Origin of the sequence: Nitrosomonas sp., from assembly GCF_043753625.1 — a bacterium.
Classification (GTDB): Bacteria; Pseudomonadota; Gammaproteobacteria; order Burkholderiales; family Nitrosomonadaceae; genus Nitrosomonas.
In genome coordinates, this window is record NZ_JAYUWI010000018.1 from 22,136 (window position 1) to 37,914 (window position 15,779).

Genomic DNA, 15,779 nt, shown 5'->3' on the forward strand with positions numbered 1-15,779 from the left:
ACAGTGGGCAGTGCACGCCGACAAGGAGGTAATTTGACAAAGAAAAAATCCGAAAGCATTAAAATTCTCATGGTCACCCGGGAAACTTTATCTGATCGGCGCTACGGTCTCGGGCGCAGCCTGATGCCGATAGTTGAAGAACTCCGCCAACGTGGAATCAGTGCAGATTATATTTGTCAAATTGATTTAGGCCAGCGTGCAACACACTGGCAAATACGATTGCAACATATCCTGGCAAGCTTTACCAGAAATGGCGAAACCTCCACAGATTTTCCAGCTCTACTTTATGGTTTACTTGAGCGCTTCAATATGGGGCGGCTTGCCGCCAAGTTAGCGGCAAAGCAAGGTTATACTCATGTACACTGCCATGATCCACTCATCGCAGCAGGCTTCCGTTTTTTCTTGCGATTCCACTTTGGGTGTCGTGCAATCTGGGGAGTAACCGAACATGGTTTCGGTTGCTACGCTCAAGCCATGCACGAAGATGGCGTTCGTCTTGGTCGGCATGTCATGCACATAATGCGCATCTGGGAAAGGCATACCTTGCTTGCTGCTTCCTGGGTCATTGCTCCAACCTCTAGTGGCATTACCCAGATCGCTCATGATTTGAAAATTTCTCCGCTGCCAAAAAAATGGCATCCCCTTGTTCACGCACGCCCCATATTGAATCAGTACGACAAACGGGAAGCACGGCATCGATTGGGCTGGAACACCGATATGGTTTATTTATTGTCGGTGGGTCGCATTGCCCCAGTCAAGCAATTTCCACTACTGATCGAAGCCTGCGCCAAACTTAAGATAAAAAAAGACTTCCAATTAGTGATCCTAGGCGATGGAAATTCCGATCCGCTACAAAAACTGGCACAACAACTGGGATTTGCACGCGAAATTATTTTTGCCACTACTGAAGATATCGGCTTATACCTCTACGCCGCCGATCTGTACGTTAGTGCTTCGGCTTCTGAATCCTTCGGCTTAGCCAACCTCGAGGCCTTAGTCGCTGGCACAGCAGCGATTTGTACCGCCGTAGGCGGCGTACCTGAGGTCGTTGGTGAGGGCGCGCTCCTGACAGAACCCACCCTTAATGCTTTGGTAGAAGCGATGCAGCGTATGTTGACTGATAAAGAATTGCGCGAGGTCATCGTACAAAAGGGGCAAACAAGGGCCAAAGCGTGGCCAGATATCATTCAAATTACGGATCTATATGAAGCAATTTATCGCCAAGTGGCAGCAAGCTAAGATAGCTCGACTGGAACTCTGCCCGCTACCCACCTTATTAACTCCCATTGAAAATGGGAAAGTACTCGTTTTCGCGCCCCACCCGGACGACGAAGCACTGGGTTGCGGCGGCACACTGGCTTTGCTCCGACAGAAAGCCTGCACCATCAAGGTCATTTTCGTCACTGATGGCGCTGGCGCTGGCAGTCTTGCTGCAGATGCACCCATGATCCGACGTAAGGAAGCCGTGGAATCCCTTGCAGTGCTGGGCATTAGTGACATGGAGTTTCTCGACGAACCCGATGGCAATTTTCGCAATTCGCCTCGCTTTGAAAACAAAGTTCGCGCACTGTTTCAGCAGTTTAATCCGGATTGGGTGTTTTTGCCCTCGATGCTCGATTATCACCGTGACCATGTAGCCATCGGCCAAGCTGTTTTGTCCTGCTGGCAACGATGGGGGATGCCAGGCCGTGCTTTTGTTTACGAAATATGGAGTCCACTTCCCGCTACTCGCGTTATGGATATCACCAGTGTAATTAATCTCAAGAAGCAAGCAATTTCCCGTTATGTGCTACCGCTTACCCATTGTGATTACCTCTCCGCTAGCATCGGACTAGCCAGTTATCGTGGTCTCTATCTCCCTGGAAATAAAAAAAACAAATATGCAGAAGCCTTTATTGAGGTTGAAAAGAAAGTGGTGTTTGGAAGCTTTCTGCAAATAATGCTAAAATCGCGACTCTATCTCGAAAATCTTTTGAAGAGCTAATATTAGCCGACCTTTCAAACTGTTTCTTAACTGACCCCGGAATTCAATCAAGGATGTCTGAAAAAAACGGTCTTGCTTTTCCTCTAGTTAGCATCATTATTCGCAGCACGGATCGTCCGACACTTGCAGATGCACTTGATTCTGTAGCTTTACAAACTTATCCAAGCATTGAAGTAGTCCTCGTCAACGCTAAAGGTACAGATCATCGAAAAGTGGGCGAATGGTGCGGGCGTTTTCCGCTACGCATTATTACGAGTGAAGAAGAATCTCCATTGCATCGCTCACGCGCTGGCAATGTTGGTCTACAAGCAGCCAATGGCGAATATCTATTATTTCTTGATGACGACGATTGGCTGGCGGCCGATCACATTACAAAATTGTCTGATGCGCTAGCTGCACATCCAATCTGCTCCGCCGCCCATACGGAGATTGCTTGCATGGATAACGAGAAACAACCAACCGGCATGATCTTCAATCACCCATTTAATACTTCTCTGCTCTTGGCCAGCAATTTCATGCCCATCCATTCTGTGTTGTTTCGCCGCACAATGGTTGAGTGCGGCTGTCGCATGGACGAAACACTTGATCTTAATGAAGATTGGGATTTCTGGTTGCAGGTCAGCTTGCAGGGTGATTTTGTCTTCATCCCAGGAATCAGTGCTTTTTATCGTATTTATGACAGTTCTGGAGTACATCGGCAGAAGGTTTTTTCCGGGGATGGCTATACCCGCATTTATGACAAGTGGCGCACCCGTTGGCCAGCCGAGCGTCTGGCCAAGCTGATGGAGGCTTTTTGGAATGCCTATACCACACAACAGGAATTGGCCAACACTCAAACGCAACTGGGCTACACTCAAACACAACTAGCTAACACTCAGACAAAATTGATCAATACGCAAACACAACTAGCCGATGCTCAGACACAACTGGTGGATTGTCAGGCTAAATTGGATATCGTATATCGTTCCCGCTCATGGCGTATTACCATACCCTTGCGCCAGATCAATCTGATGATAAGAAGCCTTTTGGATCGTCTATGAGTTTCCGTCATTTCCTTATTGAAGATCTGCTAAGAGATAAATACCCATGGAACCGAACGTGATATTTTATCGGCACGACAATTGAGGCTGATAATAAACAGTCCCGTAGCCCTACGCGTATAACTGGAGAACCTGATCTTTGATTGTCTCCCAAGATCGTGCGTACGCGGTGGCTCTTCCGTTTTCGATCAGCGTTTCACGTAACTTGGGGTTCGATACCAACCGCTCGATGCACTCCAGCGCATGATCTATATCGTTCTCTCGGTACATTAAGCAATTTTCCTGGTCCCGAAGATACTCTAGATTTCCACCATTAGGCCGGACGACGACCAAACCCCCAGTTGCCATCATTTCTAACGGTGGGTAGGAGAAACTCTCCAAGATGCTTGTTTTCAAGAGAATGTGGCAAGCGCGATAGACATCTGCGACTTGGTCATAGGAAACTTTATGCAAGAATTTCTCGAAGCGATACCACGGCTTGGGCCTACCTTGATAGCTAAGGTACCAGACTTCATACTTATCACGACCCAGGCGATTAGCGATCCTGAAGGCCTCATCAATATTCTTGTAAGAGCTTTCGGAATCTCCCTCGATAAGTATTCTGATTTTTTCATTCGAGAAATCGCGGGCGCCATATTGGAAAAGCGCAAGATCGATACCGTTAGGCGCGTACACGGCGTTCTGCTCAAAACGTTCCTTTAGCCATTTTTCACACCATTTGGAAATCGTGATATACCTAAGATTCGGAAACCGACTATAGGTACTGTTCGCAACCAGTCTAAAAAAATCTCCCGGCTCGTAAAAATCGGTCTCGAAGTTTTGAACCAGGTAATAACAGACCTTTGCTCTAGCATAGGCATTGCCCCATGGGCACGTAGTCCAAAGTGTCGTGACGAGCTTATCGAAATATGCATCTACGATCGTGCGCCTGGTCGATAAAGCAAAGAATCTGGCACCAGCAAAGTCTACGAATCCGGGTTCTTGGTCCTGTTCAGTCAAGAGCGTCACATCGAAGCCTGTGGAACGGAGTATCTGCGCGTGTTTCAACACTACGTTCACCCCTCCGCTGATATTCGTGGTAGGCAGCAGAAACGCAATGGAAGGCGCGAGCACTGTTCTCAGATAAGCTGCCAACTTATGGCCGGTCACAGCAGTGATGTGTGTTTCCAGAGCCTTTTTGTGCGCATTCTCTGCCACGTCGGCAAGAAGTTCCGGGGACGAGACCAATCTGGTTAGTACGGCATACCACTCATCGAAGGTTTCGCACAAAAAACCCGTCTTACCGTCCTCGAGTATCTCTTGAAAAGGGCCGAGTTTACTCGCTACGGTTGGCACCTTGACTAAAGCCGCTTCGAGCCATTTATTTTCCGATTTAGCTTCATTAAAAATGGAAGTTTCGAGAGGCACCAGATTCACATCAGCCTTGGCTATCAATTCAGGAAGATCGACCCAATCCTGGAAGGATTGGACAATGATTCGATCTCCGAACTCTGCAAACTGGGATGGAACAGTGAGCATCCCAGCTAAAAGAAGGTGCACGTGAGAGTTTTCTCTAAGTAATCTTTGCAAAACAGGTTCGATCATACGAATGTCGTCGTTATGCGTAATACTCCCGCTGAAATAACCCAGAACGACACAATCATGTCTTGGCTTCTTGTGCTTAATGGCCGCAAGTGAAAGAACAAGCATTTTCTCAGAGGCGACATTGCGGTTAACAAATACACGCGGAACATAGTCCAAAAGTTCCGTGCCCAGTCGTGTGGTTGTCGTGATCGCGCCATCACAGAGCCGCAACAGCTTTTGCATTCGCTCTACTCCATCGTTATACAGAGTTAAATCATCGCTGCTCAGGCTACCAAGATATTTAATCGTTTGGGTGTATTTTTGATCGATGACTAGATCGTCGATATCGAACAAAATCCGCTTATTCAATCGCTTCGCTTCCGACACGAAACTCTCGATTTCCGGTGTGATGGGGCAGCGAAAGAAAACGAAACAACGATAGCACTGCGCCATCTCAGGTTCGAGAAGCTGATACCAGATCTTGTCGCAAGCCACTCCATTGAAGTGTAGTTGCTCCATTTGGTGATCGACGCGGTAGCGGGTGGGGTGTGGCAGTGAACAGCCGCTGATAAATAGCACGTCTTTATAAGAAACCTGTCTGCCGCGCAAGGAGTCTTTGAATACGAGACTCCGGTGGCGCAAATACGCAAGCCCCCTTTCCAAAAGGACCTTCGTACCGCCATTTTTCAGTATGCGGCGCGACGCATAATAGATTCTGATTAATTCGCCGAGCATATCCAAAAGGGTTGTTATTTAATTGAAAAAAGTTCGGTTATAGCACACTTGCGACCCGAACGTCGTTGATCCGCAAGTGAAACGGGTTGCCGAAATAGACCTTGTTGAGCGCTTTGCTGTCAAGATTTGTGCCGAGGGCATACTAAAATGGCGTTGACGTCAATCATCACCAGCACTCCAGATTCACCGACTGTACGGCCTGAATCATGCGCAGAAGCTCTCCGTGTCGCTTGGTAGAAAAACCATACCAAATACGTATATAGGAAAAATAAACGCGCTTTTCGATAGGCGATGAAGCTACTGGAAATCAGATGAAGTGTCAAACACAAATCCACGGCGGATTAATGCTAGGAGCCTGTCCAAGGATAGCCCAACAGACAAAATTTTCACTGTCCGTTTTGTATGTGGGTGTAATTTTATTAGCATTGTTTACATCTTATTAAAAGTTTGTAAACATTAACATACACAAAAAAATACACTTCACGCAATACTCTTTTGCATCCATCGAGGCCTCTAGAAATGAAAGAGAATTTCTTTCTAGAAGCCTCCTTTCATGCTACTTTGCCAAGCCTTTTTGTTACTTTCATATTTTCTTGTGGTAATTTACCCCCTTCGCCGCTGAAATTCTAAACACGAGTTGTTTTATTTAACGAAAATAAACGAACAGATATCACAAAAAACATCCAGTAAACCTTTGACACAGGAAGCACGTCAATCCGAATGAAAAATAGCTCTATAACACCCCATTCCTCAATCTGTGCCGTTGTTGTCACTTATCATCCCGATCTTGGCGAGCTGGAGAACCTTTTTTCGGCTTTGGCAGGGCAAGTGACCGTAACCGTTATTGTGGATAATGGCTCTTCTAAGGATTGCGTCAATTGGATTGAAGCACATCAACAAGAAAACATTGTCTTCCTGCCTCTCTCAGACAATTTGGGCGTAGCCGAAGCACACAACCATGCAATCCTGTGGGCGCAAAAAAACAACATCACCCATGTGGTGCTTTTCGATCAGGACAGCCTCCCTTTTCCCGATATGATCGAACAATTGTTGGCCAGCGAGGTAAAATTGTTGCAACGGGGTGAACGAGTTGCGGCAGTCGGCCCGCAATACCATGATCCGCGCCACCCAGAGCCAGCACCTTTTTTCCGCTTTGCGGGGTTGAAATCCATCAGAATCAACTGCAAAAAAGGAGAAAGTGAACTTCATCAAGTGGATTTTCTGATTACCTCTGGTATGCTGATTCGACTTTCTGCCCTGGATGCTATCGGTATGATGGATGCTTCCCTGTTTATCGACTATGTGGATGTTGAATGGTGTCTACGTGCCAGGAGCATGGAATATAACTGTTTTGGAGTATGTGCGGCAAAAATGAGCCATACATTGGGAGATCGCGTGTTTTCCTGGCGAAGCGGGAAGCGCATCATTCCAGTGCACAGCCCGTTGCGCAACTATTATTTGATCCGGAATGCCCTTTTGCTTTACAAGAGAAATTATATTTCACTTGTTTGGATTTTAAGCGATGCCTATCGACTGGTATTGAAATATGGACTTTTCTCGCTTCTTATACCACCACGATTTTCAAATTTCCGGATGATGACTCTCGGTCTGTGGCATGGAATACGCGGGATAAGCGGGAAGTTCCCTGGGCGCTGGTAATCACACCGGTCAGAACCATAGATCTGATCCAATCTATCGATCAGTATAGGATTTAAGTAAATGCACACTTCAGAGCATGCGCCCGTATCAGTTGTCGTAGTTAATCATAATGCCGATTTGCTACTGACAGCTTGCATCCTTGCTGCGTTGGAACAAGCAAAACAAGTTATCGTAGTCGATAATGCTTCTTCAGATTCAAGTCTGGCAAATCTAAACACCAGGGTTCCAGAAGAAGCTCGTTTGCACATCATCCGACTGAGTAAGAATGTGGGATTCGCTGCGGGCTGTAATCTTGGCTATCAGGAAGCAACTTCCCCTTATATACTTTTCCTGAATCCCGACTGCATTTTAAGCACCGGCTCATTACAACGCATGGTTCAGGTATTGGAATCAGACCCTCACATCGGCATGGTCGGTGGTTATCTGATTAACCCGGACGGTTCCGAACAAGGTGGTGGCCGACGCGCGATCCCTTCACCCTGGCGAGCATTTGTACGTGCCTTTGGTTTATATTACTTGGCGAGATACTGGCCACAGTTGTTTTTTGATTTTCATCTGGATAAACAGCCATTGCCACAATATCCCATTGAAGTTGAAGCCATATCAGGTGCATTGATGCTGGTGCGGCGTGAAGCCATCGATGATGTTGGTTCCTGGGATGAGGATTATTTTTTACATTGCGAAGATCTGGATTGGTGCATGCGATTTAAGCAAAAGAACTGGAAAATTCTTTTTGTACCGAATGCTCTGGTTACCCATTTCCAGGGAACCTGCAGCCGTGCCCGGCCATTTTTTGTCACCTGGCATAAACATAAAGGTATGCTGCGCTTCTACCGGAAATTCTTTCAGCGCCGGTATCCACGCGCTCTGATGGTTCTCGTTACCTTCGCCATATGGCTCCGCTTCGGTATCACAGTGATACGCTATTCGCTAAAAAATTGTTATAAGCTACTGAAACCAAAACATGAGTGAGCGACATGCCGGATTGCTCGGCGCAACTAGCCTGATCGGCGAATGCTTGCTGAAACAATTGATACAAAATGATTGGCATATCACCGCTTTTTCTCGCCGCCCGATTATACAAAGCCATCCGCAGATCACATGGCAACAGCTGGATACAACCAATCAATTAAGAATCGGCACAGAAAAAAATAATATCCCCTTTTGGATATGTGCGGCTCCAATTTGGATAATACCTGAGCAATTTGATCTCTTATCCGCCTATGGTGCTCGACGAATTGTTGTATTATCTTCCACCAGCCGCTTCACCAAGAATACGTCACCCGACCCCAGCGAACGGAGAATTGCGCAGCAATTGATAGAAAGCGAGGAATTTGTGCAAACATGGGCGGCCACGCATGGGGTAAAATGGATTATTTTACGCCCGACACTGATTTATGGACACGGACAGGATAAGAATATCGCTGAAATAGCACGATTTATCCGCCGCTTTGGATTCTTTCCACTGCTGGGATCAGCCAGGGGACTACGACAACCTATTCACGTTGAAGATGTCGCCTCAGCATGTTATATGGCACTAAACACTTTAAACTTGATCAATCGTTCCTATAATCTAACTGGCGAAGAAACTTTATCTTATCGTGAAATGATTAAACGCATATTTGAGGCACTGAATCTTCCACCACGCATGTTGACGATACCACTCTGGTTTTTCCAGATAGCAGCATGGGGACTTAGCTGTCTACCGCGTTACCGCAACTGGACATCTGCTATGGCGGAAAGAATGAATCAGGATTTAACATTCGACTGCTCAGATGCAAAGCGGGATCTAAATTTCTCCCCTAGACCGTTTAAACTGACGACCGAAGATCTACCTGGTTAACAGTCCGTTGAGAAACGTACTCAAGGCAGCCGATGCAAGGCAAAATAGGCAGCATAATAATTCAGTACATTTCAATATTAAATGACTTACACAATCTTATGGCATTGATAAATGAAATTCAAATTTAAAGCGCCTCAGAATGAAGTAGCGCAGGTGTTGATCAGCTTTAAGAAAGCCTTTAGAAACATAGGTGTTTTTAGTGCCGTTATCAATATGCTGATGCTCATGCCAGCCATTTATATGCTGCAGCTCTATGACAGCGTATTAACCAGCCGCAACGAAATGACTCTGTTAATGCTGACACTAATCATGCTGGGCGCTTATATTTTTATGGGTGCTCTGGAATATGTGCGAAGTTTTGTATTGATTCGCGTTGGTGCTCAGCTCGATATGAAATTGAATAAGCGCGTCTATACTGCCGCCTTTGAGCAATGCTTAAAACAAGGTGAGAGCAATGCTGGACAGGCTCTAAAAGATCTGACCAATTTGCGGCAATTCTTAACCGGCAACGCATTATTCGCCTTTTTTGATGCCCCCTGGTTTCCAATTTATTTATTCGTTATATTCATGTTCCATCCGGCTCTGGGTGCTTTCGCCTTAGTTGGCACAACCATATTGTTCATTTTGGCTTATATTAATGAAAAAATCTCACACAAACCTTTAGCCGAAGCAAATTCAATGGCCGTCGCTTCGACCAATGTGGCATCTAATAATTTGCGCAATGCCGAAGTGATTGAAGCCATGGGCATGCTGCCCAATATTCAATCCCGTTGGTATAAGTTACACAGCCGTTTCCTTAACTTACAAGCTGAGGCAAGTGAGAAAGCAGGTGTTGTCACTGCACTGTCTAAATCTTTTACTGTGGCATTGCAATCACTCATGCTGGGATTAGGTGCTTTACTGGTTCTAGATAACAGCATTACCCCCGGAATGATGATCGCTGGTTCAATACTATTAGGTAGGGCCATTGCGCCGGTTCAGTTATTAATCAGTGTGTGGAAGCAAATCGGCAGTACACGAAGTGCTTATGAGCGCTTAACCCAATTGCTCGAGCAAAATCCACCACGCGAAGGGGGCATGGCGTTACCTAAACCGAAAGGCGTTATTGCTGTTGAGAATATTACAGCGGCTCCACCTGGCGGCAAATTTCCTGTCATCAAGGGATTAACTTTTTCCCTGGCTGCCGGTGAGGTTCTCGGCATTATTGGTCCGAGTGGATCGGGAAAATCCACTTTGGCACGCTTACTAGTTGGTGTATGGCCAGCTGCCGCAGGAAAAGTAAGATTGGATGGCGCGGATGTTTATCTCTGGAACAAGGATGAACTGGGTCCGCATATCGGTTACTTGCCCCAGGATATTGAATTATTCGCTGGCACTGTTTCTGAGAATATCGCGCGTTTCGGCGAAGTGCATGCGGATAAGGTTATTCTGGCAGCCAAACGAGCAGGTGTACATGAATTGGTTCTGAATATGCCATCCGGCTACGACACACCGCTGGGCGATGGCGGTGCAGGTCTTTCAGGTGGACAGAAACAACGCCTCGGTTTAGCGCGCGCCATGTATGATGATCCATCATTGATTGTCCTCGATGAACCCAATTCAAACCTCGACGATGTGGGAGAACAAGCGCTTCTGGCAGCCATCATTGATTTGCGTAAACGTGGGAAAACCATTGTATTGATCACACACCGTACCAGTATCATCAGCGCAACTAACAAGCTGTTATTATTACACGATGGCATAGCAAAGATGTTTGGTCCGACAAATCAAGTCTTAGAAGCATTAGCTCAACAGCAGCAGCAAGCGCTTTTAGCACAACAAGAAGCCAAAAAACAAGCCGCTCAAAACCAGATGACTGAAACTACCCATGTAACTGACTCCAAAACTGAATAAACTAAGGCACACCCGTTCAATTACAAATTGAGAAAGCATCGATCATTGAGCAAGGATACTAATGAAGCTTGTAGCTAAAGACAATAAGACACCTATCGAGAATGTTCCAGCCGAACTATCTAATCAGGTCGAAACTGATGAAACACCCCATACCAAACTTGGCTGGTGGATTGTTCTAGCAGGCTTTGGCGGATTTATTCTGTGGGCATCTTTCGCACCATTGGAAAAAGGCGTGCCGATTTCAGGCACGGTCACTGTCGCCAGCCACCTCCAGGCGGTACAGCATCAAACTGGCGGCACTGTGAACAACATTCTGGTGAAAGAAGGCGAGCACGTTAAAGTGGGTCAGATCCTGGTACGTATGAATGCCGTTCAGATCAAAGCACAAACCGAAATAACCCGCAGTCAGCTTTATACTGCGCGCGCAGTAGAAGCACGTTTATTGGCAGAGCGTGATGGCAAAAGCGAAATTAAATTTCCTGTGGAATTACTATCACTGCAAAGTGATCCACGTGTTGCCAATAACATTATTATACAAAATCAATTATTCACTTCGCGCAGGTTGGCCTTGCAACATGAAATAGCTGCCCTTGACGAAGGGATTGCCGGTCTAAAAGTACAACTGCGCGGACTTGAAGCATCAAAGATCAGCAAAAACCAGCAATTGAAATTCTTGGAAGAGCAACTTGTGAATCTGCGTGACTTGGCCAAGGATGGTTTTGTACCCCGTAACCGAGTTCTGGATCTTGAACGTGCCTATTCGCAACTAACAGGAGAGATTTCCTCGGATATCGGCAATATCGGCCGCATACAACGCCAGATAACAGAGCTGGAACAGCGCCGCATTCAACGGCAACAGGAATACCAGAAAGAAGTACGCCAGCAACTATCTGACATACAACGTGAAGCAGATAGTCTAAGCAGCCGATTGAGTGGGCAAGATTTTGAATTAACTAACGTAGAAGTTAGAGCACCCGTTGATGGCATCATAGTAGGGATGAATGTATTTACTGAAGGAGGCGTAATAGGACCAGGATTTAAGTTGATGGATATCGTTCCAACTGATGATGTGCTGGTCATTACGGGCCAAGTACCTGTTCATTTGATTGACAAAGTCTATGTCGATCTTCAAGTAGACCTGATTTTCTCTGCCCTCAATCAAAAGAAAACACCTAATATTCCGGGCACCGTCACTCAGGTATCCGCGGATCGCTTAATGGAGGAACGGAGCGGCATGCCATATTACAATATGAAAGCCAAGGTGACTGCCGAAGGAATCAAACAATTGTCCGATCAACAGATCAGAGCGGGCATGCCGGTAGAGATATTTATTAAAACAGGTGAGCGATCATTAATGAGCTATTTATTCAAGCCGATACTTGATCGCGCCCACTCAGCCCTAAGCGAAGAGTAGTCGCAATGATGTCCACACGTAAGAAAGTTTCTGTTTTAGTTTTTATCATTCTATTCAGTCAGGCTTGCCTAGTTCATGCATTCAGCCTATTAGCTGCTTACGAAGCCGCATTAGAACATGATCCAACTTACCGCTCTGCTTACCATGAGAATGAAGCGGGGCAGCAAGCAGAAGCTATTGGTCTTGCAAGTTTATTGCCTAATTTATCGATCACCCATACACAAAGCAGAAGTACTGGAACACGAGATCCAGACCCGCTTAATCAGGCTCCTGGTGCGGTGCCATTCAATTTTAATAGTCAAGTAAGCAGTCTGACACTACGGCAACCTTTGATTAATATGGAAGCTATCGCCGGCTACCGCCAGGGAAAAGCGCAGGCTGACTCCAGTCGCGCAAAATTTACCGGCCGCAGCCAACAGCTTGTAGTCCGTTTGGTAGAAGCTTATGTGAAAACATTACTTACGCAGGATCACGTTAAGCTCGCTGAAAAACAACGCGATTCACTTGAAGAACTAAAACGCATTAATGAGCGTATGCTACAGAAAGGCGAAGGAACTACTACCGATGTGCTTGAAACACAATCAAAGTATGCGATTGCACAAGCACGTGTTATCGAAGCGCATGATCAGCTGGAAGGCGCACAGCTCGAGCTTGGAGCAATCGTAGGACAAAAAATAACCCGATTGGATCGTTTGTCTGATTCATTCAGTGCTCAAGCTATTCAGCTGCAAGACTATGATACCTGGTATGCATTAGCGCTTGAGCGTAATTCTGAATTAGTGACACAACGTCATACCGTAACATCTGGCAAAGAAGAAATCAGGAAAAGTCACGCCGGCCATGCTCCTCGCGTTGATCTCGTTGCCAGCTTATCTCGAAACAAATCTGGATCATTTGTTACTGCAGGTCAAGAATTTCAGCTGGCTACGGCAGGTATCGAGGTTAATATTCCTTTATATGCAGGAGGTCGCGTAAACGCTATCACTGCACAGGCAAAGGCTAATCATGCCCGTGCAGAAGCCGATCTCGATGCAATCACCGATAAAGTGCTTGTTGAGCTGCGCAAACAATACAATCTTTTGCAAAGTGGTATCAAAAGAATCGAATCGCTAGAACTCGCTGTCAAATCCGCTGAATTACTTGTTGAAGCAACACAGAAAAGCATTCGAGGCGGGATACGGATTAATCTAAATCTCTTAGATGCTCAACAGCAATTACATACCACTCGACGCGATCTTGCAGAAGCAAGATATAATTATATGCTCGCATACCTTCGCTTACAGTTAGCTGCTGGTACACTCGCGCTCGATGATTTAAGAAACATAGCAAGTTATTTTATAACTCAGAACTAATTGTAATCAGCCCGTGTTGAATAAAACACTCCGCCACAAGCAAGCGAGGGGAATTGAACCCATAGAGTTAATGAACAACTTCCATCACACGTATTGATGATCAAGGGTGCAACAGAAACGGTGATTGACGCCACCTAATTGAATCAGCAGCACGCCCTATAAAAAGACCATCCTGCTCGAGGTGGATACCGGAATGGTAAGGTGATTCCAGCTTGAAGATGGCAACCAGAGCAAAATGATGTATTTCGAAGCAGCTATGATGGTGCGCACATCGAGTCGAATCGGGTATATGCGGACAAAGGATCAGCCAGAAGCGCCAATCGTCAGTTTCTAAGAAAACACAAAATCAAGAGTGCAGTCATGCATCGCGCGTACAAGAACAAACCGCTCTCGTCACCCTAGAAGCTGACAGATTAATCGATCAGAAAAAACGCCACATCATCGTAATGTCACTTGGAAAAACAAGACCATTTCAGCAGTTAATTACTACATAGCCAAATTCATTCTCCTCCCTTTCATTGCCCCATCGATCTTTTTTAGATAAAGCAAAAGCAGTTACAAGTGATTTACTGTATATGACCAATTGCGTCTCTATGAAAAATCAATTGCTGGAATTCTCGATAGCTTCTCTATCCTCCCTCTGCCTAGCCATCATCAATATGTAGCAGCTAATTCCAGCAAATATAGCTCATAGCCAATTAATACACTGTACCCAATTAAAACCATATACTTAAGATGCCTCACTCGCATTCCTCCAATCAACTGAACGTTATGGTGAACGACAAGCAATATAAGCGCCATTGATGTAAGTGCCAGCTTGAAAACAACGAATTTTTCTACACTGTCTTCTATAAGAATCGCCATAAACCAATTAAGTTCTTCACCGCCATGAGCTAAGAGGTTCAGAGTAAAGAAAGCATCACCAATACTTAAGAATAGAATAGCGATGGTACATAGCATCAAATGTCCTGCATAGCAGTCCACATACACTGGCTCTCCTCTATCCACTGCTCTACGTTCACCGATTCTCCTGCCAGTTTTTATTCCCAAATGAAAAGGACAAAAAAAAGGGATATCTTGACGACGATCCTGATTCCGATTGTTAGAAATTTCGGTCGCATTAGCCATACAAACCCCACATGCATTATTTATTCATATAATAATAACAGCTATTTTTTACCCCATTAAATTATCTTATTGAGTAATAAATACTGAATCTTTCATCACAAATAGCCATTTCCACTCTAATTACCATACAGCTATAAAAATGTAAAGTCGCTTTCTGAAAATTGCAACCAAGTAAGAAGCCGCTTCACTATTTAAATACACAATAATTAATAAATTAGCGACAAATAATTTATACTTATTAATTACTTGCATCCTATACTCACGCTTATTATTCACTCTATTTAATGAAAAGCAGCAACTGATTCATAAAAAGGATATTGACACCAGACCCCATAACAAGTTGTAATACGCGGTTCCATTGACTAAATAAATTTAGAGAGAAAAAATGAAACGTACTTATCAGCCTTCAGTTACTAGAAGAAAGCGCACCCATGGGTTTCTTGTGCGCATGAAAACACGCGGTGGTGCTGCCGTGATTCGCGCTCGTCGCGCAAAAGGTCGTGCTCGATTGAGTGTTTAATTTTATTGGAAAAAAAATTTATTTTTAGATTTATTGAAATTAATACACTGCCGAGAAATTGTAGATTACATAAAGCAACAGAATTTGCTGCAATAATTAATTTAAAATATCAGGTTAGTGGTGATTTAATCCAGATTTATATAAAGCCGAATGGGCTTGGTTATGCGCGGCTTGGGCTAATTGTTTCAAAGAAAATTGAACAGCATGCAGTTAAGCGTAATTGGATTAAACGTATACTACGAGAGACATTTCGTAGAAACCGGCTCAACGATCCAACAAATGAAATAGATTGGGTCATACGATTACGCCGTCCTGTCGCCAGGATTGAGTCGATAAAACTGGCCGCTGAAACGCGATTATTAATGCACCATCTACAGCAATGTCACGGTTAATTATTGCCTTTATAAAATTCTACCAGTACTGTATCAGTCCACTTTCGGTGCCTTCATGTCGTTTTAGTCCAACCTGCTCACAATATGCCTGTGAGGCATATGCAAAACATGGACTACTCTATGGAACACGATTAAGTATCTGGCGCATACTGCGATGTAATCCTTGGAGTAAAGGTGGTTACGAGCCGATTCCCTGATCAAGCATTAATTTCCGCCATCGCACATAGAAAATTTACTACTTTATACCTACAAAACT

General features: G+C 45.1%; 14 protein-coding genes. 12 read left to right on the plus strand and 2 right to left on the minus strand.

Going from position 1 to position 15,779, the window contains the following annotated elements:
• Nucleotides 1-33: 33 nt before the first annotated feature.
• From ACH10T_RS01455 to ACH10T_RS01465, 3 genes are read left to right on the plus strand one after another with little or no spacing between them, the layout of a single operon-like run.
• The gene (locus ACH10T_RS01455) at nt 34-1,239 is read left to right on the plus strand and encodes a glycosyltransferase (RefSeq protein ID WP_394807565.1); all 1,206 of its coding nucleotides are present in this window, start codon (nt 34-36) and stop codon (nt 1,237-1,239) included.
• Complete coding sequence (locus tag ACH10T_RS01460) at nt 1,205-1,984, plus strand: PIG-L deacetylase family protein (protein WP_394807566.1); 780 nt, start codon at nt 1,205-1,207, stop codon at nt 1,982-1,984. Before ACH10T_RS01455 ends, ACH10T_RS01460 begins: the two co-directional genes overlap by 35 nt.
• Before the next feature lie 53 nt (nt 1,985-2,037).
• Nucleotides 2,038-3,024: a glycosyltransferase gene (locus tag ACH10T_RS01465; protein ID WP_394807567.1), complete on the plus strand. Its 987-nt coding sequence runs from the start codon at nt 2,038-2,040 to the stop codon at nt 3,022-3,024.
• 111 nt (nt 3,025-3,135) lie between these two features.
• Here the strand turns inward: ACH10T_RS01465 and ACH10T_RS01470 are convergent, their stop codons facing one another.
• Complete coding sequence (locus ACH10T_RS01470) at nt 3,136-5,322, minus strand: glycosyltransferase (RefSeq protein WP_394807591.1); 2,187 nt, start codon at nt 5,320-5,322, stop codon at nt 3,136-3,138.
• A 720-nt stretch (nt 5,323-6,042) separates the two neighbouring features.
• Between ACH10T_RS01470 and ACH10T_RS01475 the strand changes: the two genes are divergently transcribed.
• From ACH10T_RS01475 to ACH10T_RS01500, 6 genes are all read left to right on the plus strand, one after another.
• Nucleotides 6,043-6,981, plus strand: coding sequence for a glycosyltransferase family 2 protein (locus ACH10T_RS01475; protein WP_394807568.1), 939 nt, complete (start codon nt 6,043-6,045; stop codon nt 6,979-6,981).
• A 60-nt stretch (nt 6,982-7,041) separates the two neighbouring features.
• On the plus strand, nt 7,042-7,953 hold the full coding sequence (locus ACH10T_RS01480; RefSeq protein WP_394807569.1) for a glycosyltransferase family 2 protein: 912 nt from the start codon (nt 7,042-7,044) through the stop codon (nt 7,951-7,953).
• The gene (locus ACH10T_RS01485) at nt 7,946-8,824 is read left to right on the plus strand and encodes an NAD-dependent epimerase/dehydratase family protein (RefSeq protein ID WP_394807570.1); all 879 of its coding nucleotides are present in this window, start codon (nt 7,946-7,948) and stop codon (nt 8,822-8,824) included. Before ACH10T_RS01480 ends, ACH10T_RS01485 begins: the two co-directional genes overlap by 8 nt.
• A 111-nt stretch (nt 8,825-8,935) precedes the next feature.
• A complete protein-coding gene (locus tag ACH10T_RS01490; protein ID WP_394807571.1) occupies nt 8,936-10,717 on the plus strand; it encodes a type I secretion system permease/ATPase in 1,782 nt (593 codons plus the stop codon).
• A gap of 61 nt (nt 10,718-10,778) precedes the next feature.
• Nucleotides 10,779-12,131 carry an HlyD family type I secretion periplasmic adaptor subunit gene (locus ACH10T_RS01495; protein ID WP_394807572.1) on the plus strand — a complete coding sequence of 451 codons (1,353 nt, stop codon included), beginning with the start codon at nt 10,779-10,781 and terminating at the stop codon, nt 12,129-12,131.
• Nucleotides 12,132-12,136: 5 nt separating this feature from the next.
• Nucleotides 12,137-13,483 (plus strand): TolC family outer membrane protein, encoded by a 1,347-nt coding sequence (locus ACH10T_RS01500; protein ID WP_394807573.1) that lies wholly within the window; start codon nt 12,137-12,139, stop codon nt 13,481-13,483.
• 654 nt (nt 13,484-14,137) lie between these two features.
• Here ACH10T_RS01500 and ACH10T_RS01505 read toward each other — a convergent pair.
• On the minus strand, nt 14,138-14,611 hold the full coding sequence (locus ACH10T_RS01505) for a DUF5658 family protein (RefSeq protein WP_394807574.1): 474 nt from the start codon (nt 14,609-14,611) through the stop codon (nt 14,138-14,140).
• A 385-nt stretch (nt 14,612-14,996) separates the two neighbouring features.
• Between ACH10T_RS01505 and rpmH the strand changes: the two genes are divergently transcribed.
• Genes rpmH through yidD form a run of 3 tightly spaced genes read left to right on the plus strand, consistent with a single transcriptional unit; the run spans nt 14,997 to nt 15,720 of the window.
• Entirely contained in the window at nt 14,997-15,131 is a 135-nt protein-coding gene (rpmH, locus tag ACH10T_RS01510; RefSeq protein WP_292994978.1) for a 50S ribosomal protein L34, read from the plus strand.
• A gap of 5 nt (nt 15,132-15,136) precedes the next feature.
• Nucleotides 15,137-15,523, plus strand: a complete 387-nt coding sequence (gene rnpA, locus ACH10T_RS01515) for a ribonuclease P protein component (protein WP_394807575.1) — start codon at nt 15,137-15,139, stop codon at nt 15,521-15,523.
• Nucleotides 15,511-15,720 (plus strand): membrane protein insertion efficiency factor YidD, encoded by a 210-nt coding sequence (gene yidD / locus ACH10T_RS01520; protein WP_394807576.1) that lies wholly within the window; start codon nt 15,511-15,513, stop codon nt 15,718-15,720. The genes rnpA and yidD overlap by 13 nt, the downstream gene beginning before the upstream one ends.
• Nucleotides 15,721-15,779 lie beyond the last annotated feature (59 nt).